This window comes from Streptomyces sp. HUAS 31 (assembly GCF_028198125.1).
Lineage (GTDB): Bacteria > Actinomycetota > Actinomycetes > Streptomycetales > Streptomycetaceae > Streptomyces > Streptomyces chartreusis.
This window is the reverse complement of sequence record NZ_CP116353.1, coordinates 594,859-612,927: the sequence shown is the minus strand read 5'-3', so window position 1 is coordinate 612,927 and position 18,069 is coordinate 594,859. Positions and strand designations below refer to the sequence as shown.

Annotated in this window: 19 protein-coding genes; 12 read left to right on the top strand and 7 right to left on the bottom strand. The window is 71.7% G+C overall.

What is annotated here, in order from left to right:
• The first annotated feature begins 4 nt into the window (after positions 1-4).
• Entirely contained in the window at positions 5-2,122 is a 2,118-nt protein-coding gene (glgX, locus tag PGH47_RS02470; RefSeq protein ID WP_271661996.1) for a glycogen debranching protein GlgX, read from the top strand.
• 3 nt (positions 2,123-2,125) lie between these two features.
• Here the strand turns inward: glgX and PGH47_RS02465 are convergent, their stop codons facing one another.
• Complete coding sequence (locus PGH47_RS02465; RefSeq protein ID WP_271661995.1) at positions 2,126-2,926, bottom strand: VOC family protein; 801 nt, start codon at positions 2,924-2,926, stop codon at positions 2,126-2,128.
• Between the two features lie 167 nt (positions 2,927-3,093).
• Here PGH47_RS02465 and PGH47_RS02460 point away from each other — a divergent pair, with 167 nt between their 5' ends.
• Entirely contained in the window at positions 3,094-3,420 is a 327-nt protein-coding gene (locus tag PGH47_RS02460) for an ANTAR domain-containing protein (protein WP_271661994.1), read from the top strand.
• A gap of 9 nt (positions 3,421-3,429) precedes the next feature.
• Here the strand turns inward: PGH47_RS02460 and PGH47_RS02455 are convergent, their stop codons facing one another.
• Positions 3,430-4,221 (bottom strand): SigB/SigF/SigG family RNA polymerase sigma factor, encoded by a 792-nt coding sequence (locus PGH47_RS02455; RefSeq protein ID WP_271661993.1) that lies wholly within the window; start codon positions 4,219-4,221, stop codon positions 3,430-3,432.
• A 266-nt stretch (positions 4,222-4,487) separates the two neighbouring features.
• Between PGH47_RS02455 and PGH47_RS02450 the strand changes: the two genes are divergently transcribed.
• The 4 genes from PGH47_RS02450 to PGH47_RS02435 all read left to right on the top strand — a co-directional run bounded on the left by PGH47_RS02450 (position 4,488) and on the right by PGH47_RS02435 (position 7,323).
• Complete coding sequence (locus tag PGH47_RS02450; RefSeq protein WP_271661992.1) at positions 4,488-4,943, top strand: MarR family winged helix-turn-helix transcriptional regulator; 456 nt, start codon at positions 4,488-4,490, stop codon at positions 4,941-4,943.
• Positions 4,940-5,779, top strand: coding sequence for an ABC transporter ATP-binding protein (locus tag PGH47_RS02445; RefSeq protein ID WP_271661991.1), 840 nt, complete (start codon positions 4,940-4,942; stop codon positions 5,777-5,779). Before PGH47_RS02450 ends, PGH47_RS02445 begins: the two co-directional genes overlap by 4 nt.
• Complete coding sequence (locus PGH47_RS02440; protein WP_271661990.1) at positions 5,739-6,599, top strand: ABC transporter permease; 861 nt, start codon at positions 5,739-5,741, stop codon at positions 6,597-6,599. The genes PGH47_RS02445 and PGH47_RS02440 overlap by 41 nt, the downstream gene beginning before the upstream one ends.
• 202 nt (positions 6,600-6,801) lie before the next feature.
• Positions 6,802-7,323 carry a hypothetical protein gene (locus PGH47_RS02435; protein WP_093867482.1) on the top strand — a complete coding sequence of 174 codons (522 nt, stop codon included), beginning with the start codon at positions 6,802-6,804 and terminating at the stop codon, positions 7,321-7,323.
• Between the two features lie 28 nt (positions 7,324-7,351).
• Here the strand turns inward: PGH47_RS02435 and hemC are convergent, their stop codons facing one another.
• Positions 7,352-8,287 carry a hydroxymethylbilane synthase gene (gene hemC, locus PGH47_RS02430; protein WP_271661989.1) on the bottom strand — a complete coding sequence of 312 codons (936 nt, stop codon included), beginning with the start codon at positions 8,285-8,287 and terminating at the stop codon, positions 7,352-7,354.
• A gap of 17 nt (positions 8,288-8,304) precedes the next feature.
• Positions 8,305-9,507 carry an MFS transporter gene (locus PGH47_RS02425; protein WP_271661988.1) on the bottom strand — a complete coding sequence of 401 codons (1,203 nt, stop codon included), beginning with the start codon at positions 9,505-9,507 and terminating at the stop codon, positions 8,305-8,307.
• A gap of 107 nt (positions 9,508-9,614) precedes the next feature.
• Between PGH47_RS02425 and PGH47_RS02420 the strand changes: the two genes are divergently transcribed.
• Positions 9,615-10,622, top strand: a complete 1,008-nt coding sequence (locus PGH47_RS02420) for an ArsR/SmtB family transcription factor (RefSeq protein ID WP_271661987.1) — start codon at positions 9,615-9,617, stop codon at positions 10,620-10,622.
• A 19-nt stretch (positions 10,623-10,641) separates the two neighbouring features.
• On the opposite strand, the gene PGH47_RS02415 is transcribed toward PGH47_RS02420, so the two are convergent.
• The 3 genes from PGH47_RS02415 to PGH47_RS02405 form a co-directional block, all read right to left on the bottom strand.
• Entirely contained in the window at positions 10,642-11,418 is a 777-nt protein-coding gene (locus PGH47_RS02415) for an NPP1 family protein (RefSeq protein ID WP_271661986.1), read from the bottom strand.
• Between the two features lie 164 nt (positions 11,419-11,582).
• Complete coding sequence (locus PGH47_RS02410; RefSeq protein WP_271661985.1) at positions 11,583-12,566, bottom strand: ATP-dependent DNA ligase; 984 nt, start codon at positions 12,564-12,566, stop codon at positions 11,583-11,585.
• Positions 12,567-12,640: 74 nt separating this feature from the next.
• On the bottom strand, positions 12,641-13,327 hold the full coding sequence (locus PGH47_RS02405) for a response regulator transcription factor (protein WP_093744648.1): 687 nt from the start codon (positions 13,325-13,327) through the stop codon (positions 12,641-12,643).
• A gap of 457 nt (positions 13,328-13,784) precedes the next feature.
• Between PGH47_RS02405 and PGH47_RS02400 the strand changes: the two genes are divergently transcribed.
• From PGH47_RS02400 to PGH47_RS02380, 5 genes are all read left to right on the top strand, one after another.
• Complete coding sequence (locus PGH47_RS02400) at positions 13,785-14,441, top strand: TetR/AcrR family transcriptional regulator (protein ID WP_107910136.1); 657 nt, start codon at positions 13,785-13,787, stop codon at positions 14,439-14,441.
• Between the two features lie 28 nt (positions 14,442-14,469).
• Positions 14,470-15,273 carry a response regulator transcription factor gene (locus PGH47_RS02395; protein ID WP_271661984.1) on the top strand — a complete coding sequence of 268 codons (804 nt, stop codon included), beginning with the start codon at positions 14,470-14,472 and terminating at the stop codon, positions 15,271-15,273.
• 121 nt (positions 15,274-15,394) lie between these two features.
• Positions 15,395-16,627, top strand: coding sequence for a cytochrome P450 (locus PGH47_RS02390; RefSeq protein WP_271661983.1), 1,233 nt, complete (start codon positions 15,395-15,397; stop codon positions 16,625-16,627).
• Positions 16,628-16,685: 58 nt separating this feature from the next.
• Positions 16,686-16,880: a ferredoxin gene (locus tag PGH47_RS02385; RefSeq protein ID WP_271661982.1), complete on the top strand. Its 195-nt coding sequence runs from the start codon at positions 16,686-16,688 to the stop codon at positions 16,878-16,880.
• Positions 16,877-18,055 (top strand): NAD(P)/FAD-dependent oxidoreductase, encoded by a 1,179-nt coding sequence (locus PGH47_RS02380; RefSeq protein WP_271661981.1) that lies wholly within the window; start codon positions 16,877-16,879, stop codon positions 18,053-18,055. Before PGH47_RS02385 ends, PGH47_RS02380 begins: the two co-directional genes overlap by 4 nt.
• Positions 18,056-18,069: the final 14 nt, after the last annotated feature.

Sequence of the window (18,069 nt, the reverse complement as noted above, 5' to 3'; positions counted from 1 at the left end):
AGGGGTGTCCGCCTGGAGCGGGCACCCCTACCCGCTGGGAGCCGCGTACGACGGCCGGGGCACCAACTTCGCCATGTTCAGCGAGGTCGCCGAACGCGTCGAACTCGTCCTCGTCGACGACAAGGGCCGGCACAGCGCGGTCCCGCTGACCGAGATCGACGGCTTCGTCTGGCACGGCTATCTGCCCGACGTCGGCCCGGGGCAGCGCTACGGCTACCGGGTGCACGGCCCCTGGGACCCGGGCCTCGGCCACCGCTGCAATCCGGCGAAGCTGCTGCTCGACCCGTACAGCCGGGCCGTGGACGGCCAGGTCGACAACCATGCCTCCCTCTTCGAGCGGACCCCGGGCGCCCCGACCCCGGCGGACAGCGCCGGGCACACCATGCTCGGCGTGGTCACCGAGCCGTACTTCGACTGGGGCGACGACAGGCCGCCGAGACGGCCGTACGCCGACACCGTCATCTACGAGGCCCACGTACGGGGCCTGACCCGCAGTCACCCCGACGTCCCGCCCGAGCTGCGCGGCACCTACGCCGGGCTGGCGCACCCCGCGATCGTCGAGCACCTCACGTCCCTCGGCGTGACCGCCGTCGAACTGATGCCGGTGCACCAGTACGTCCAGGACGGCGTACTGCAGAGCCGCGGTCTGTCCAACTACTGGGGCTACAACACGATCGGCTTCTTCGCGCCGCACAACACCTACGCCGCCCGCGGCACCCGCGGCCGGCAGGTCGACGAGTTCAAGTCGATGGTGAAGGCGCTGCACGCGGCCGGTCTCGAAGTGATCCTGGACGTGGTCTACAACCACACCGCCGAGGGCAACGAGCGCGGCCCGACGCTGTCCTTCCGGGGCATCGACAACGCCTCGTACTACCGCCTGGTGGACGGCGACTGGGCGCACTACTACGACACCACCGGCACCGGCAACAGCCTGCTGATGCGGCACCCCTACGTGCTCCAGCTGATCATGGACTCGCTGCGCTACTGGGTCACCGAGATGCATGTCGACGGCTTCCGCTTCGACCTCGCGGCGACCCTGGCCCGGCAGTTCCACGAGGTGGACCGGCTCTCCGCGTTCTTCGACCTGATCCAGCAGGACCCGGTGATCAGCCGGGTCAAGCTGATCGCCGAGCCCTGGGACGTGGGGGAGGGCGGCTACCAGGTGGGCAACTTCCCGCAGCTGTGGTCGGAGTGGAACGGCAAGTACCGGGACGCCGTACGGGACTTCTGGCGGGCCGAGCCCGGTTCGCTCGGCGAGTTCGCCTCCCGGCTGACCGGCTCCTCGGACCTGTACGCGCACAGCGGGCGCCGCCCGCGCGCCAGCGTGAACTTCGTCACCGCGCACGACGGATTCACGCTGCGCGACCTCGTCTCGTACAACGACAAGCACAATGAGGCCAACGGCGAGAACAACCGGGACGGCGAGAGCCACAACCGGTCCTGGAACTGCGGTGCCGAAGGCGAGACCAGCGACCCGGCCGTGCTCGGGCTGCGCGCCCGTCAGCAGCGCAACTTCCTCGCCACTCTGCTGCTGTCCCAGGGCATCCCGATGCTCTGCCACGGCGACGAACTCGGCCGCACCCAGCGCGGCAACAACAACGCCTACTGTCAGGACAACGAGGTCTCCTGGGTCGACTGGCGGCTCACCGACGACCAGCGTGCCCTCGCCGACTTCACCCGGCACGTCATCGGCCTGCGCGCCGCCCACCCCGTGCTGCGCCGCCGCCGCTTCTTCCAGGGGGAGACCCCGACCCACCCCGACCAGCCGCTGCCCGACCTGGTGTGGCTGCTGCCCGACGGCCGCGAGATGACACCGGACGACTGGCGCCGCTCGGACGCGCACGCGGTCGCCGCCTTCCTCAACGGCGACGCGATCGCCGAGCCCGACTCGTGCGGGCGGCCGGTCGTGGACGACTCGTTCCTGATGCTGCTGAACAGCTACTGGGAGCCGATGGAGTTCCAGCTCCCGGACGAGACGTACGGCGAACGCTGGACGACACTGATCGACACGTCGGAGCAGCAGAGCCCCCCGGACGAGGTGGAGCACAAGGCGGGCACGGCAGTGCTCATCGAGCGCCGCAGCCTGGTTCTCCTGTCCCGACCCTCGCGCCGACGCCCCTGAGCGTCACCTCTCACGGCGCGAGGTCACCGTGAACTGCGCCCCGTCCGGATCCCGCAGCACCGCCTCGTCACTGCCCTTCGTCAGCACGCTGCCCCCGTTCAGCTCCGCGTCCCGCGCGCACTCCGCGACATCCTCGACCGCGAAGTGGACCTGCCAATGGGGACGGATCGTCGGGTCGGGCGCGGACCCGACCGCCCCCGACTCGATGCGCGCCACCGCGTCACCGCCGCTGCGCAGCACGACCTCGCCGCCCTCGTAGTGCACCTCGCAGTACCCCGGCCCCTCGGTGGCCCAGTCGAGCACCTCGCCGTAGAACAGGGCAGCGTCGAACGCGTCACGTGTGTGCAGGCGGATGAACGTCGGCGCGGCCCGCCGCCACGTCTCCCAGTTGGAGATGAGCTCGCCCTCCCAGATGCCGAACGTCGCCCCGTCGCGGTCCGCGAGCAGCGCGGCCCGTCCGGGCGGCAGGGAGAGCGGCCCCACGGCCGCGGTTCCGCCGCGTTCCTGGACCCGGGCGACCGCATCGTCCGCGCTCGGCACGGCGAAATACGGGGTCCAGGCCACGGCCATCTGCCACATCGAGGCGACCGCGGCGATCCCGGCCACCGGGACGTTCTGCACCAGCGCGACCCGGAACCGGTCGCCCAGCTTGGCCGGCCGCCAGCGCCACCCGAGCACGGCCGTGTAGAACACCTCGGTGGCCTCCAGGTCACGGCTGGTCAGGCTCACCCAGCAGGGTGCGCCGAACACGGAGTGTGTGGACACGACATCGGCCGTGCTCCCGGGGGTCTTCGTATTGTTCATGTCAGTCGCGTCCTGGTCTCGCCCCACCGGCGGCCACCGGTGTGCTCCCAGTGTCCGGCCGGAACCGCTGCCGGGCCTGTCGAGTACCCCCGGCGGAGTGCCGAAACGGCCGATGTCCGTCCACGCGTTCACTGGCACCCGACCGGCGAAGAGACGACGATGGATGCGTGGCACCGGTACCGAGCGAGCCCGCCGACGAGACCGACCGGATCCTTGAACTGGAAGAGGAAGTCGACCAGCTCAAGGCAGCGGTGGTCTCGCACGCCGTCGTGGACCAGGCGATCGGCATGGTCGTCGCGCTGGGCCGGGTGGCGCCGGACGAGGGATGGGCGGTGCTGAAGGAGGTCTCCCAGCACACGAACATCAAGCTCCGCCGGGTCGCGGAACTGATTCTCGTCTGGGGCAGGGAGGGCGAGATGCCGCCCGAGATCCGCTTCGAGCTCGAAGAAGCCCTGGAGCGTCACGGCCCGACGCAGATCCCGGGGGCGGGGTAGGACTACGGCTCACCGCGCTTCGGTCATCAGCTCCTCACGCAGATGGGCGAAGCAGCCGCTGAGCAGCCGGGACACGTGCATCTGTGAGATTCCGAGCTGGCAGGCGATGCGGCTCTGCGTCATCCCGCGGAAGAACCGGAGATAGAGGATCGTCCGCTCGCGCTCCGGGAGCCGTTGCAGACACGGCTTGACGGAGACACGGTCGATGACGATTTCGTACGCGGGATCGGGACCGCCGATCGCGTCCCCCAGCGCATAGCCGTCCGTCCCGGGCATCTCCGCCTCCAGCGAGAGCGCGGAGAAGCAGTCCAGAGCTTCCATCCCGGTGCGGACCTCGTCCTCGCTCAGCTGGGCGTGCTCCGCTATCTCGGCAACCGTGGGGGCCCGCCCCGGGGTCTGCTGCGACAGCTCCTTGGAGGAGCTGCGCACCCGGTTGCGCAGGTCCTGGACCCGGCGCGGCACATGCAAGGTCCACATGTGGTCGCGGAAGTGCCGCTTGATCTCACCGGTGATGGTGGGTACCGCATACGCTTCGAAGGCATGGCCGCGGTCCGGGTCGTAGTGGTCGACGGCCTTCACCAGGCCCAGGGCGGCCACCTGGTACAGATCCTCCAGGTTCTCGCCACGACCCTTGAACCGGACGGCGATCCGCTCGGCCATGGGCAACCAGGCCTGGATCAGTTCGTCCTTGAGAACCTTGCGCTCCGGCCCTTCGGGGAGTCCCACGAGCCGTGCGAACGCCTCCGCGGTGTCGGGGGCGTCGTCGTGCGGGTGCTGCTTCGTTCTGGTGGCGGCACACATCCGTGCGCACCTCCCTCAGCAGGTGCTGGCTGGACAGCCATGGGAGGCGCGCGCTCGGACCTCGTGGAGGACACCCAGGGGCCTGTTGGCCGGCTCCCACGGAAGTGCCTCCTGTCCGAAGCACATATGGCTGTATTCCCGTCCAACCAGAACCTGAAACACATTTCGTGAATGCCACTACGTGTTACGGCCGGGTGACTGTATGTCCGCGCGGCCTTGACCCTTCCTTGGTTCATTACCTCTGTTACAGAGGTAACGTCGAAGGCGTGGAACAGGAGACCTTCCCCGAGGACCTCGCCGACGCGCTCGTCGGCGTCCAGCGGCTGGTCCGCCGCAGACTGCGCCGGGAGATGCCCGCCCCGCCGCTGCGCACCGCCGAGGTGGAGCTGCTCCGGCTGGTCGTGGAGCGGCCCGGCATCGGGATCTCGGAGGCGGCCAAGGAGCTGTACCTGGCGGGCAATTCGGTGTCGACGCTGGTCAATCAGCTGGCCCGGCAGGGCTGTCTGGCCCGCGAGACCGACCCGGCCGACCGGCGGGCCGCCCGGCTGCTGCCCACCCCGGCGGCCGAGGCCCGGCTCGGCGAATGGCGCAGACGCCGCTCGGACCTCGTACGGCGTCAGGTGTCCCGGCTCGACGAGGCGGACCGCGAGACGCTGCTCGCGGCGATCCCGGCGCTGCGCAGACTGGCCGACAACCTGCGTGCGGAGGCGGAGCGACCATGACACGACACACCGCCGACGCCGTGGCCTGCACCGGGCTCGCATATGCATTCGCGGACACCAACGCGGTGGACGGACTCGACCTGACCGTGCGCGAGGGCGAGGTCTTCGGGCTGCTCGGACCCAACGGTGCCGGGAAGACCACGGCGATCCGCTGCATGACCACCCTCCTGCCGGTGCCCGCGGGCATGGTCCGGGTCTTCGGGCACGACGCCGCGGACGACCGTATGGCCGTACGCCGGCTGCTCGGCTACGTCCCGCAGCAGCTGTCCGCCGACGCCGGCCTGACCGGCCGCGAGAACGTCGCCCTGTTCGCCCGCGTCTTCGACGTGCCCCGCCGCGAGCGCGCCGCACGGGTCGGCCAGGCCCTCGCCGCCGTCGGCCTCACCGACGCCGCCGACCGGCTCGCCGGCACCTACTCCGGCGGTATGGTCCGCCGGCTCGAACTCGCCCAGGCCCTGGTCAGCGCGCCCCGCCTGCTGATCCTCGACGAACCCACCATCGGCCTCGACCCGATCGCCCGCACCGGCGTGTGGGAGCACATCGGTGCCGTCCGCGCCGCCACCGGCATGACGGTCCTGGTCACCACCCACTACATGGACGAGGCCGACCAGTACTGCGACCGGGTCGGCCTCATGCACCACGGCCGCATCCGAGCCCTCGGCACCCCCACCGAACTGCGCCAGGGCCTCTCCGAACGCCGAGGTGCCCGGGCGACGGACCCGCTGCCCACGCTGGAGGACGTCTTCCGCGACATCGCCGGCAGCGGGCTCGACGAGAGTTCAGGAGACTTCCGCGATGTCCGAAGCACCCGCCGCACCGCCCGCCGTGTCGGCTGACCGGGCCCACCCCGACGGCATCGACCTGCTGCTGCGGCCACCCGCGCCCCGCGCCGGCTGGCGGGTGCTGCCCGCCCGGGTCGTCGCCATGTGCGCCGTCGAACTCCAGAAGCTGCGCCACGACCGCACCGAGCTCTACACCCGCGCGGTCCAGCCCGCCCTCTGGCTGCTGATCTTCGGCCAGACCTTCACCCGCATCAAGGCGATCCCCACCGGCGGCATCCCCTACGTCGACTACCTGGCGCCCGGCATCATCGCCCAGTCCGCGATGTTCATCGCCATCTTCTACGGCATCCAGATCATCTGGGAGCGGGACGCCGGCGTCCTCAACAAGCTGCTGGTCACCCCGACCCCGCGCTCGGCCCTCATCACCGGCAAGGCGTTCGCCGCCGGGGTGAAGGCACTGATCCAGGCCGTCGTCGTGATCGTCATCGCCGCGCTGCTCGGCGTCGCGCTGACCTGGAACCCGCTGAAGCTGCTCGGCGTCGCCGTGGCCGTCGTCCTCGGCTCCGCCTTCTTCGCCTGTCTGTCGATGACCATCGCCGGCATCGTCCTCAGCCGCGACCGGCTGATGGGCTTCGGGCAGGCCATCACGATGCCGCTGTTCTTCGGCTCCAACGCCCTCTACCCGCTGTCGGTGATGCCGGGCTGGCTCCAGGCCGTCAGCAAGGCCAACCCGCTCAGCTACCAGGTCGACGCCCTGCGCGGCCTGCTCATCGGCAGCCCCGCCCACCTCGCGCTCGACTTCGCCGTTCTGCTCGTGGCCGCCGCGCTCGGCATCACGGCGGCCTCCTCGCTGCTGGGCCGGCTGGCTCGCTGATGCCGGCGGGAAACGAGGTGTGCGGAACGTGATGTGCGGCACGTGGGTGGCCACCCGGGCACGGCCCGGAGAGGGATTCCTCCAGCCCACGGCTTGATCGGTGATCAAGGGGGCGAATGGGCTGGCCACAGCGCATTCTGCTCATTTGACAGTGCACTGAGCGCAAAGATAGGAAGCAGCTCTCTGGGTCGAGAGGTGGATTGTGTACGAGCCGAACGTGGTCGGGGACTGGCACGAGTACGACGAGCATGCCGGTCTGCGTGTCCGCGTCCACCGCCTGGAGGCCGCCGAGCCGCCGCGAGGACGCGACGACGCCGCCGAGGGGCTGACGTACTTCAGGCTCAGGGTCACCGTCGAGAACCGCGGCGAGCGGCATCTCGGCATCCACCTCGAGGACGGCCAGATCGACGTGCGGATCGGCAGCGACGGCGAGGCCGCGTTCATCGACTGGCGCAACTCGCAGTTCATCGAGGGCTTCGACGTCTACCCGCTGCGCCGCGCCACCGCCGTGCTCTACGCGGCCGGCCCCGAGGCGAGCCTGAGCCAGGTCGATGTGCAGATCCAGCTGCGGGTCGAGGAGGAGTGGGCGGAACGCCGGCTGTGGACCGGCGGCGTCGGCCTCCAGGAGGGCTGCGCCGGCGCGCACGCCGCCGCCCTGCGTGACGGCCTCGCGCTCCAGGTCAGCAACTTCCTGCGGGACCAGGCCGAGGAGGGCACCGCCTGACGCGGGCGAGCCCTCCCGGCCCCGTGGTTCAGTGCGGGATGCCGTCGATGATCTCGCGGGCGCCCTCACGCAGCAGCGCCACCGCGACCGACGTGCCCAGCGTCGCGGGATCCAGCCGGCCGGCCCACTCGTGGGCGTTCAGCCGCGTCTTCCCGTCCGGGGTGAACACACAGGCCCGCAGCGACAGTTCGCCACCGCGGTCCACGCGCGCGTACCCGGCGATCGGGCTGTTGCAGTGGCCCTGGAGGACATGCAGGAACATGCGCTCGGCGGTGGCCTCCCGGTAGGTGTCCGGGTCGCCGAGACCGCTGACGAGGTCGATCAGCTCGGAGTCGCCCTCCCGGCACTGGAGCGCGAGGATGCCCGCGCCGATCGGCGGCATCATCACCTCGGGGGAGAGGATCTCGCTGATCACGTCGGTGCGGCCGATGCGCTCCAGGCCGGCCACCGCGAGCAGCAGCGCGTCCGCCTCGCCGGCCGCGAGCTTCTCCAGCCGCCGGTTGGCGTTGCCGCGGAACGGCACGCACTCCAGGTGCGGGTGGGTGGCGGCCAGCTGCGCGACGCGGCGCACCGAAGAGGTGCCGATCCGGGTCCCGGCGGGCAGCTCGTCCAGCGTGAGCCCACCGGGGTGGATCAGCGCGTCACGGACGTCGTCCCGCTTCAGGAACGCGGCGAACGTCGTCCCCGCGGGCAGCGGCCGGTCGGCCGGGATGTCCTTGACGCAGTGCACGGCGAGATCGGCCTCGCCCACCAGCAGGGCGGCGTCCACCTCCTTGGTGAAGGCGCCCTTGCCCTCGACCTGGGACAGGTCGCCCATCCACTTGTCACCGGTCGTCCTCACCGGCACGACCTCGGTGCGGACACCGGGGTGCAGGACCGCCAACTCGGCGCGGACACGCTCCACTTGGGCGAGCGCCATGGGCGAGTCGCGGGAGACGATACGGATCAGTTCAGGGACGGACATGCCGCCACGATAGACCTTCACAAGTCCGCGCTCGTACGCCACCGCCCTATTCCCGCGCCGCGCCGCGCCCGGGCGGGCCGGGTCTGTACCATCAGCGCCGCCGCCGTGCACAACCCTCCCGCCAGGAACGTGCCGCGCACCCCGACCACCGGCAGCAGCGCGCCCCCGAGCAGGGCGCCGGCGGCGATGCCCACGTTGTAGGCGGCCGAGTTCGCCGCGAGGGCGGTCTCGGTGCGGCCCGGCGCGACCCTCAGCACCTGGGTCTGCGTCGCCATGAAGACCGTCGAGACCGACGCGCCCAGCACCATGATCAGCAGCACGCTCGCCACCGGCACGTGGCCCGTCGCCCACAGCCCGAGCAGCGCCACCGTCTGCGCCGCCACCGGCACGGTCAGCGTCGCCCGCGGGAAGCTGTCCAGGAGCGGCCCGGCCACCGCGACGCCCGCCAGCGCCGCCCCGCCGAACGCGAACAGCACCGAACTCACCGCGCTCGCCCCGAACCCGCTCACCTCGTCGAGGAACGCGACGACATACGTGAACCCGGCGAAGGCACCGGTCACCGACAGGGCCGTCACCGCAAGGACGACGCGGAACCCGCGCCGGTCGGGGGCGGCGCCGTACGCGGCATGACCGTCCTGCGGGCGCGACGTCGGCAGCAGCGCGGCGATCGTCACCAGCGAGACGAGCGCGAGCACCCCGAGCAGTACGAAGGGCATGCGCCAGCCGGTGTGCCCGCCCAGCCACGTCCCCGCGGGCACGCCGGCCACCGTGGCCAGGGAACCGCCGACGGACAGCATCCCGATCACCCGCCCCCGGCGCTCGGGCGGGAACAGGCCGACCGCGACCGGCCCCATCACCGACCAGAACACCGCCTGCGCAAGGGCCGTCACCACCCGGGCCGCCAGCAGCACCCCGTACGACACGCCACCCAGTGCCGACACCCAGCTCGCCACGGCGAGCAGCCCGAGGATCCCCGCGAGCAGATACCGGCGCGGCACCGACCGGGTGACCCGGGCGAGCGGCAGTGAGGCGAGGGCCACGGTCAGGCCGTACCCGGTGACCAGTGCGCCGACGGCGGCGAGCGACACCCGCAGATCGTCCGCCATCAGCGCGAGCAGCCCGACCGGCAGATTCTCCGTGGTGTTGAAGGTGAACGCCGCCAGCATCAGCGCCGCGACGACGGCGGCGCGCCGCCACGGAGCCGGACGTGTGCCGCCCATCGAACCGCCTTTCCCGCGGGGGAGTCGAGGGGCCAGAGTGCGAGGCCGCGGCCGGCGCGCTCTACTCTTTCGGTCCAGGACGAATCGCCGCTCACGACGGGGGTCGCATGCCGCTCGCCCTGCACCTCGGCACCGACGACCTGACGCGCTGCCGGTTCGCGATCTCGCCGCTGTGCCAGACCCACGAGGCGCTGCGGATGCTGCGCCGGCCCACCCGGCACGGCTACCATCGAAGCTGGCTGCGCCGGATGCGCCGTACGCTCGCCGGCCTGGATCTCGCACCCCTGTGGCTGTTCGTCCCACCCGTCGGCGGCTACACCCCCGACTTCCTGGGCGCGCCCCCGCCGGAGCCGTACCCGTCCTTCGACGACGAACTGGCCCGGATGCGCGCCACCGACCCGGCGCCGGCCCATGCGGAGATGGCCCGCTCCCTGGCCTGCGTCCCCGGACTCGCCGAGTCACCACAGGGGCGTGCCGCGCTGGACGACCCCGCCGCCACCGTGCGGCGCCTGGCAGATCTCACCGAACGGGCCTGGCACGCGCTGCTCGCCCCGGACTGGGCACGGCACCGTGCCGTACTGGAGGCGGACATCGCGCATCGCTCGCGCCGGGCGGCCGACGGCGGACTCGACGCGCTGCTCACCGGCCTGCACCCGGCCGTCGACTGGACCGACCACACCCTCACCCTGCGCCGCTACGAGGAACTGGCCGACGCCCAGCGCCCGGACGGCAGGGGAGTGCTGCTCATGCCGAGCGTGTTCGTGTGGCCGGACGTGGTCAGCGGCTTCGCCCGGCCCTGGCAGCCGACGGTCATCTACCCCGCCCGTGGCATGGGCCGCCTGCACGACGCCCTGCCGCCGCGTCCGCCGCGGGCACTCGCCCGGCTGCTCGGCCACCAGCGCGCGGCCGTCCTCGCGGGTCTCACCGCGCCCTGCTCGACCACGGAGCTGGCCCGCCGTCACGCACTGGCCCCGTCGACCGTGTCGGCCCACCTGTCCACGCTGCGGGAGGCCGGCCTGCTGGAGTCCCGGCGTCAGGGCCACTACGTCCTGTACGCACGAACGCCCCTGGGCGACGCCCTCGTGGAGGGGGACGTCGGCCCGGGGGCGCGCTGACCGTGGAGCGCCGGACGGATCAGGCGTTCGGGTCGAAGGAGATGCCGGACGGCTTCGCCGATGCCAGGTGGGACGCGAAGCTGCCGTCCTTCAGGCCGAAGTTGGCGCTGCCGAAGTTGTACGCGACGAGCTTGTCGCGCACGCCCGCCGGGTAGCCGTTCCAGCCGACCAGCGGCGGGTACTGCCAGGTGCCCTTGTGGTTCTCCGGCGGCTCGTCATTGGAGTTCGCCAGCCGGAAGCAGTGCGTGCTGATGCCGTCCTTGTGGTAGACGATCTTGGCGTGCGTGCCGTCGAAGCGCACCGAGGACGCGGCGTGCACCGTGAACGAGCCGTGGTTGGACGTCGAGACGTACTGCACCGCGTTGTTCTGCACCCACACCACGACGTGCTCCCAGTCGTGCCGGTGTCCGCCGATGCTGCTGCCCGCGAGCGCCTGGTCCTTCTCGAAGTACAGGCCGTAGATGTACGCGCACCAGCCGTTGTTGCACTTGTAGCGCGAGTAGCTGTTGGTGTTGTCGAGGTCCGAGGCGTCACGGCACTGGCCGTTGAGCGCTCCGGTCGGGTTGAGGCCGCCGTTGACGGTGCCGTCCGGGCCGATGGCCGGGGTGGAGTAGCACCCGTCGGTGTCGTAGTCGAAGGCCGGCTGGAACGTCCGCTCGGCCGCCTCGGCGTTGCCCGGCAGGGCCCCGGGCGGCGCGGCGAAGGCGACGCTGGGGAAAGCGATGACAAGTGCGGCAGCACCGGCGAGCCCGGTGAGCCACCTCTTGCTGTGCGTGCGGAACGACTGTGACGCCACTGCGTCCTCCTCCTGGAACGGCGCAGCCCAACGGCTATGGGGGGATGGGGAGTTCAGCATCCCGGCGTTTCACATCCGTGCCAAGAGGCACGGGCGTACCGCTGGTAACGATCAGCACAACAATTGGCGCCCGGGACAGGCGCCTTGGCGGGCGTGAAGGCCCGTCAGACGCCGTCCTCGGGCAGCCAGGCCGCCGACTTCTCCGGCGTCAGGTCCGGCCGCAGCCGCAGCCAGGACGGCTGGCGCAGCATGCCGGAGCGGGTACGGACGCTGTAGCGCACCTCGCCGACCAGCCGCGGCAGCACCCAGTGCGCGCCCGCCACCCGGGGCACCGGATCGAAGGGGCACCCGTCCGTCGCGAGGGCCCCCAGCAGTCCGGCGAGCTCCGTCCGCTCGGCCTCGCTCCAGCCGGTGCCGACGCCGCCGACGTACCGCAGCCGGCGGTCGGCCGCGAACTGCCCGACCAGCAGCGCGCCCGGCAGACCGGTGAGCCGGCCCTTGCCGGGCAGCCAGCCGCCCACGACGACGTCCTCGCTGTGCATGTTGCGGATCTTGACCCAGGCGCGGGAGCGCACCCCGGGCTCGTACAGCGAGTCCAGCCGCTTGCACACCAGCCCCTCCAGGCCGTGCTCCCGGGTGGCAGCCAGTGCCTCCGCCCCGTGCCCCACCACGGCACCGGGGGTCGACCAGTACGGCCCGTTCAGGTCGAGGTCCTCCAGCCGCCCGCGCCGCCGCGAGTAGGGGACCTTCAGCAGGGAGCGGTCCGCCAGGTGCATCACGTCGAACAGCACCAGATGCGCGGGTGTCTGCGCGGCCATCCGGGCGGCCCGCGCGGGCGAGTGCGCCAGCCCCATCCGCGACTGGAGCAACTGGAAATCGGCGCGCCCCTGTTCGTCCAGGGCCAGGATCTCCCCGTCCAGCACGGCGGACGTGGTGCCGAGCGCGTCGCCCAGCGCCCGCAGCTCGGGGTAGGCGGCCGTGATGTCCTCGCCGGAGCGGGCGCGCAGCAGCAGGGTGCCGTCACCCGCCAGATAGACCACCGCGCGCTGGCCGTCCTGCTTGGTCTCGTAGGCCCAGCGCGCGTCCTGGGAGGTGGGCGGGAGTTTGCCGGAAGTGGCGAGCATGGGTGGGATCAGCGGCAGGCTCACGGGTCAGTTCTCGACACGCCCGCCCGCCGCCACGCGCACCGGCCGCCGATTTCCCCTGAACGGCCGTCGGGGCGTCACTCGCCCCCGTGCGGCGGAACGGCCCGTACCAGGCCCGACTGATAGGCCATGACGACGAGTTGGGCACGGTCGCGGGCACCCAGCTTCGTCATGGCGCGGTGCACATGGGTGCGTACGGTCAGCGGGCTCACGTACAGCTTCCCGGCGATCTCCTCGTTGGAGTGCCCCTCGGCCACCCACGCCATGACCTCCCGCTCGCGGGCGGTGAGGGCGGACAGGTGCTCCGGAGCGGCCGACTGGGCGCTCTCGGCGGGGGAGGACAGGAACCGGGTGATCAGGGTGCGGGTCGCGGTGGCGGACAGCAGGGACTCGCCGGCCGCCACCGTGCGGATGCCGGCGAGCAGCACGTCCGCCGTCACGTCCTTGCCGAGGAAGCCGCTCGCCCCGGCCCGCAGCGCCTGCGCGACGTACTCGTCGATCTCGAACGTGGTCAGGATCAGCACCCGCACCGCCGTGAGGTCCGGGTCGGCGCAGATCGCGGAGGTGGCGGCGAGCCCGTCGGTGCCGGGCATGCGGATGTCCATCAGGACCAGGTCGGGGCGGTGGAGCCGGGCGAGCTCCAGGGCCTCGGTGCCGTCCGTGGCCTCGCCGACCACCTCCATGTCCGCGCAGGAGTCGATCAGGATCCGGAAGGTGGCCCGCAGCAGGGCCTGGTCGTCGGCGAGCAGTACACGGATGGTCATGGATGGTGCTTCTTCCGGCTCCGGATCATGGGTCCGCCCCCAGCCTCGCCGTATCGGCCCGGCACGTCGTCGTCCGTCTGCCGACATTCACCCCTACTCGGAACGCAGTACGTTCCGCCGCCCACGTCATCCCCGAGCAGGACGGCCCGCGGCCCGGCACTCACCACACGCACGGCAGCTCCACCTCGATCACCGTAGGCCCCCGACCGGACTCGACACCCGCACGGTGATGAAGAGGTACATCCCGAAGGCCATCGCGGCCGCGACCAGGAGATGGACCGTCGCGCGCCCGGGGGCACGAGCACCCGGGCAACAGGTGCAGCCCGCTCCACCATGCCCACGCCCCGGCTCACGTCCTGTTCAATCAATTGACTTAGATTGTACGGAGGTGAAACCGCGGCGGCTCGAGGGACTGGCCGCCGAGGTGCGGTGCGCAGTCCCGGTGCGGTGGTGAATCATGGCAGGCAGGACACTGCGGGAGGAACAGGCGGGCGCGACCCGGGAGCTGCTCCTGACCGCGGCCGAGCGGCTCTTCGCCGAACACGGGGTGTACGCCGTGTCCAACCGTCAGGTCAGCGAGGCCGCCGGGCAGGGCAACAACACCGCGGTCGGCTACCACTTCGGCACCAAGACCGACCTCGTCCGCGCCATCGTCCGCCGGCACTCGACGCGCATCGAGGAGATCCGCGCCCGGCTGGTCGCCGACCTGACCGACCCGGACGAGGTGCGCGGCTGGGTGGACTGCCTGGTCCGGCCCTCCCTCGAACACCTCGCCGCGCTCGGCAGCCCCACCTGGTACGCGCGGTTCTGCGCCCAGGTCGTCGCCGACCCCGCGCTGCACCGGATCATGGTCGAGGAGGCCCTCACCTCTCCGTCCCTGCAGACGATCATCGACGGCCTCAACCGGTGCCTGCCCGACCTCCCGGCCGAGGTCCGCGCCGAACGCGGCGAGATGGTCCGCCATCTGATCGTCCACGTGGCCGCCGAGCGCGAACGCGCCCTCGCCGAGCACACCCCGACGCCCAGGGCGACCTGGGACGACGCCGCGACGGGCCTCACCGACGCCGTCGTCGGCATGTGGCTGGCGCCCGTGACGCCGGGCGCACGACCGTGAAATCGACCTTCGGCGGACGGGGCAGGTTATGAACACCGGTTCGGCGGCGCCCCCAAGGGACGCGGGGAACCGCGCGACCGGCCCCCACCGGCCCGCAGACGATGAACGCCCCGTCGCGGCACCGCCGGCGGAGCGCCTGGCACGCGGCGCCGGCCAGCACGTCCTGGTCGTCGCCGGCGACCCCGACATCGCCGAACTCCTCACCACCACACTGGAGTTGGCCGGCTACCGGATCAGTCTCACCGGCACCGGCGCCGAGGCCGTCGCACGCGTCGTCGAGCGGCGCTTCGACCTGGTCGTCTTCGACACCGACGTACCGGACCAGGGAGACTTCGACCGGGAGCGCCGGCCCGAACTGCCGTACCGCCCGCCCGTCCTGCTGCTCACCGAGTGCGAGTCCCTGGGCCGGCTCGTGCCCGAACTCGGCCCGGGGACACGGGACTACGTGACCAAGCCTTTCCGGATCGCCGAGGTCCTCGCCCGGATCCAGGTCCTGCTGCGCGTCGCCCGCCCCGGCCGGCCCAGGGGTAATCCACTGCACCACGGCGACCTCGTCCTGGACGACACCGTCTGCCGGGCGCGACGGGGGACACGGGTGCTCGACCTGACGCCCGCGGAGTACCGGCTGCTGCGCCATCTCCTGGTCAACAGGCACTGCGTGCTGTCGAAGGAGCAGATCGGCCGCCACGTCTGGGGCGACCACCGCGGCGACAACGCCATCGAGCAGCTGGTCTCCCGGTTGCGCCGCAAGGTGGACCGGGACGACCCGGCACTGATCCACACCCGCCGCGGCTTCGGCTACTGGCTGGGCGGATCCGACGCCGCTGTCTGAGAGCAGGCGGCGATCGTGTGATCCGGGCCACGTCAGCCCCTTGTCAGGAAACTGACCGGAAGGCGTCAGCCCCCTCTGTTTGCATGTGCTCATCGACGCCCCCCCACAGCAGAGGTGAACCATGGCCGACACCCTCACCGGTCGCACGTCCGAGGCACCGGACGCCGTTCCCGAGTTCCCCATGCCCAGGCAGTCCCGCTGCCCCTTCGACCCGCCGCCCGCGCTGAAGGACCTTCAGCGGGAGGGCCCGCTCGCCAAGGTGCGGCTGTGGGACGGCAGCGAGTCATGGCTCGTGACCCGGTACGCCGAGCAGCGCGCCCTGCTGGGCGACCCGCGCGTCAGCGCCGACACCGACCGGCCGGGCTACCCGACCAAAGCCAGTCCCGAGGCCGGCGAGGGCAAGCTCAGCTTCATCATGATGGACGACCCGGAGCACGCCCGGCTGCGCCGGATGGTCACCGCGCCGTTCGCCGTGAAGAAGGTCGAGGCGCTGCGCCCCGCCGTGCAGCGCATCGTGGACGGCCTGATCGACGACATGCTGGCCGGCCCCGCCCCGGTCGACCTCGTGGACGCGTTCGCCCTGCCGATCCCTTCACTGGTCATCTGCGAACTGCTGGGCGTGCCCTACGAGGAGCACGACTTCTTCCAGGAACACACCAGGACCATGGTCCGTACGACCGCCACGCCCGAGGAGCGCGGCGCGGCGAGCCGTGAGGTCGCCGGCTACCTCGCCGGAGTCGTGGGCAGGCGGATCGCCGAGCCGAAGGACGATCTGCTGTCGAGCATCGCGGGCCGCGTCACCGCCGGCGAACTCACCCACCTGCAGGCGACGGAGATGGCTCTGCTCCTGTTGATCGCCGGCCACGAGACCACCGCGAACATGATCGCCCTCGGCACCCTGGCCCTCCTCCAGCACCCCGACCAACTCGCCCTCCTGCGCGAGTCCGAAGACCCGGGACTCGTCGCCTCCGCGGTCGAGGAACTCCTGCGCTACCTGCACATCACCCACCTCGGCCGGCGCCGGGCGGTGACCGAGGACATCGAGATCGCCGGCCGGCTGATCAAGGCCGGCGAGGGCGTCATCATGGTCAACGAGATCGGCAACCGTGACCCCGAGGTCTTCGCCGACCCCGACCGCCTCGACATCACCCGCGACGCCCGCCGCCACGTCGCCTTCGGCTTCGGCGTCCACCAGTGCCTGGGCCAGCCACTGGCCCGCATGGAACTCCAGGTCGTCTACGGCACCCTCTACAAGCGCATCCCGACGCTGAGGCTCGCCGGCGACCTGCGGGACGTCCGCTTCAAGACCGACGCGTTCATCTACGGCGTCCACGAACTGCCCGTCTCCTGGTGACCGTTCCTCGCCCGCGCACCACGAACCACACCCACGTCCGAGGAAAGGAAACCGAATCATGAAGGTGGAGCTGGAGGCCGACAAGTGCGTCGCGTCCGGGCAGTGCGTGCTCGCCGCGATGGACGTGTTCGACCAGGACGACGACGGCATCGCGGTCCTGCTCGACGAGCGGCCCGCCGACGCACACCTGGACGGCGTCCGGGAAGCCGTGGCGCTCTGCCCGGCAGCCGCGATCCGGCTGGTCGACCAGTGAGGCGGATCGTCGTCGTGGGTGCCTCGGCCGCCGGACTCGCGGCGGCCGAGACGCTCCGCCGTGAGGGCCACGACGGCACTCTCACCCTCGTCGGCGACGAACCGCTCGCGCCCTACGACCGCCCTCCCCTGTCGAAGCAGTTGCTGGCCGGCGAGTGGGAACCCGGGCGGCTGGACCTGCGCACCCCTGACGACCTCGCCGGACTCGACCTCGACCTGCGGCTCGGCGTTCCCGCGACGAGCCTGCGTCTCGCCGATGCCGAGGTGGACCTGGGCGACGGCTCCGCGGTGCCGTACGACGGCCTGATCATCGCCACCGGGGTGCGTCCGCGCCGGCTGCCCGGGGCGGGCGGGCATGTGCTGCGCACCCTGGACGACGCGGTGCGGCTGCGGGACCGGCTGGCGCCGGGCAGGAGACTCGTCGTGGTCGGCGCCGGGTTCCTCGGGGCCGAGGCCGCCGCCGTGGCCCGACGGCTGGGCTGCGAGGTGACGCTCCTCGAACCCGCCCCCGTGCCGCTCGCCCATGCCGTCGGCGCGCGGGTCGGCGAGATGCTGGCGGACGCCCATCGGGAACGGGGCGTGGATCTGCGTTGCGGAGTCACCGTGACCGAGGTGACCGGGCACGGGGTGCGGCTGGCCGACGGTGAACTCGTCGCGGCCGACGAGGTGTTGACCGCCGTCGGCGCACTGCCCAACACCGACTGGCTGGCCGACAGCGGGCTCACCGTCGGCGACGGCGTCGTCTGCGACCAGTACTGCGAGGCCGCACGCGATGTCTATGCCGCCGGGGACGTCGCCCGCTGGTTCAACCCGCTGTTCGGCCGCTCGATGCGGATCGAGCACCGCACCAACGCCGCCGAGCAGGGCATGGCCGCCGCCCGCAACCTGCTGCGCCCCGAGGCGCGCAAGCCGTTCGCGCCGGTGCCGTATTTCTGGTCCGACCAGTACGACATGAAGATCCAGGCGTACGGGTATCTGCGCGGGCACGACGAAGTGGCCGTGGTGGAGGGCGATGTGGCCGAGCGCCGGTTCGTCGCCGTGTACCGCACCGGGGACCGGGTTTCCGGGGCGCTCGCGGTGGGGGTGCCGCCGAGGCAGCTCCGCCTGTGGCGCCAGGCCATCGTCACGGGGATGAGGTGGCGGGAGGCGGTGCAGATCGATGCGGTCGCAAATTAATTGAGTTACGCAAT

What these genes read in the sequence shown, in the direction of transcription:
- PGH47_RS02465 (WP_271661995.1), bottom strand. Translation starts at nt 2,926, where the DNA reads ATGAACAATACGAAGACCCCCGGGAGCACGGCCGATGTCGTGTCCACA.
- PGH47_RS02455 (WP_271661993.1), bottom strand. Translation starts at nt 4,221, where the DNA reads ATGTGTGCCGCCACCAGAACGAAGCAGCACCCGCACGACGACGCCCCC.
- PGH47_RS02445 (WP_271661991.1), top strand. Translation starts at nt 4,940, where the DNA reads ATGACACGACACACCGCCGACGCCGTGGCCTGCACCGGGCTCGCATAT.
- PGH47_RS02440 (WP_271661990.1), top strand. Translation starts at nt 5,739, where the DNA reads ATGTCCGAAGCACCCGCCGCACCGCCCGCCGTGTCGGCTGACCGGGCC.
- hemC (WP_271661989.1), bottom strand. Translation starts at nt 8,287, where the DNA reads ATGTCCGTCCCTGAACTGATCCGTATCGTCTCCCGCGACTCGCCCATG.
- PGH47_RS02425 (WP_271661988.1), bottom strand. Translation starts at nt 9,507, where the DNA reads ATGGGCGGCACACGTCCGGCTCCGTGGCGGCGCGCCGCCGTCGTCGCG.
- PGH47_RS02420 (WP_271661987.1), top strand. Translation starts at nt 9,615, where the DNA reads ATGCCGCTCGCCCTGCACCTCGGCACCGACGACCTGACGCGCTGCCGG.
- PGH47_RS02405 (WP_093744648.1), bottom strand. Translation starts at nt 13,327, where the DNA reads ATGACCATCCGTGTACTGCTCGCCGACGACCAGGCCCTGCTGCGGGCC.
- PGH47_RS02400 (WP_107910136.1), top strand. Translation starts at nt 13,785, where the DNA reads ATGGCAGGCAGGACACTGCGGGAGGAACAGGCGGGCGCGACCCGGGAG.
- PGH47_RS02395 (WP_271661984.1), top strand. Translation starts at nt 14,470, where the DNA reads ATGAACACCGGTTCGGCGGCGCCCCCAAGGGACGCGGGGAACCGCGCG.
- PGH47_RS02390 (WP_271661983.1), top strand. Translation starts at nt 15,395, where the DNA reads ATGGCCGACACCCTCACCGGTCGCACGTCCGAGGCACCGGACGCCGTT.
- PGH47_RS02385 (WP_271661982.1), top strand. Translation starts at nt 16,686, where the DNA reads ATGAAGGTGGAGCTGGAGGCCGACAAGTGCGTCGCGTCCGGGCAGTGC.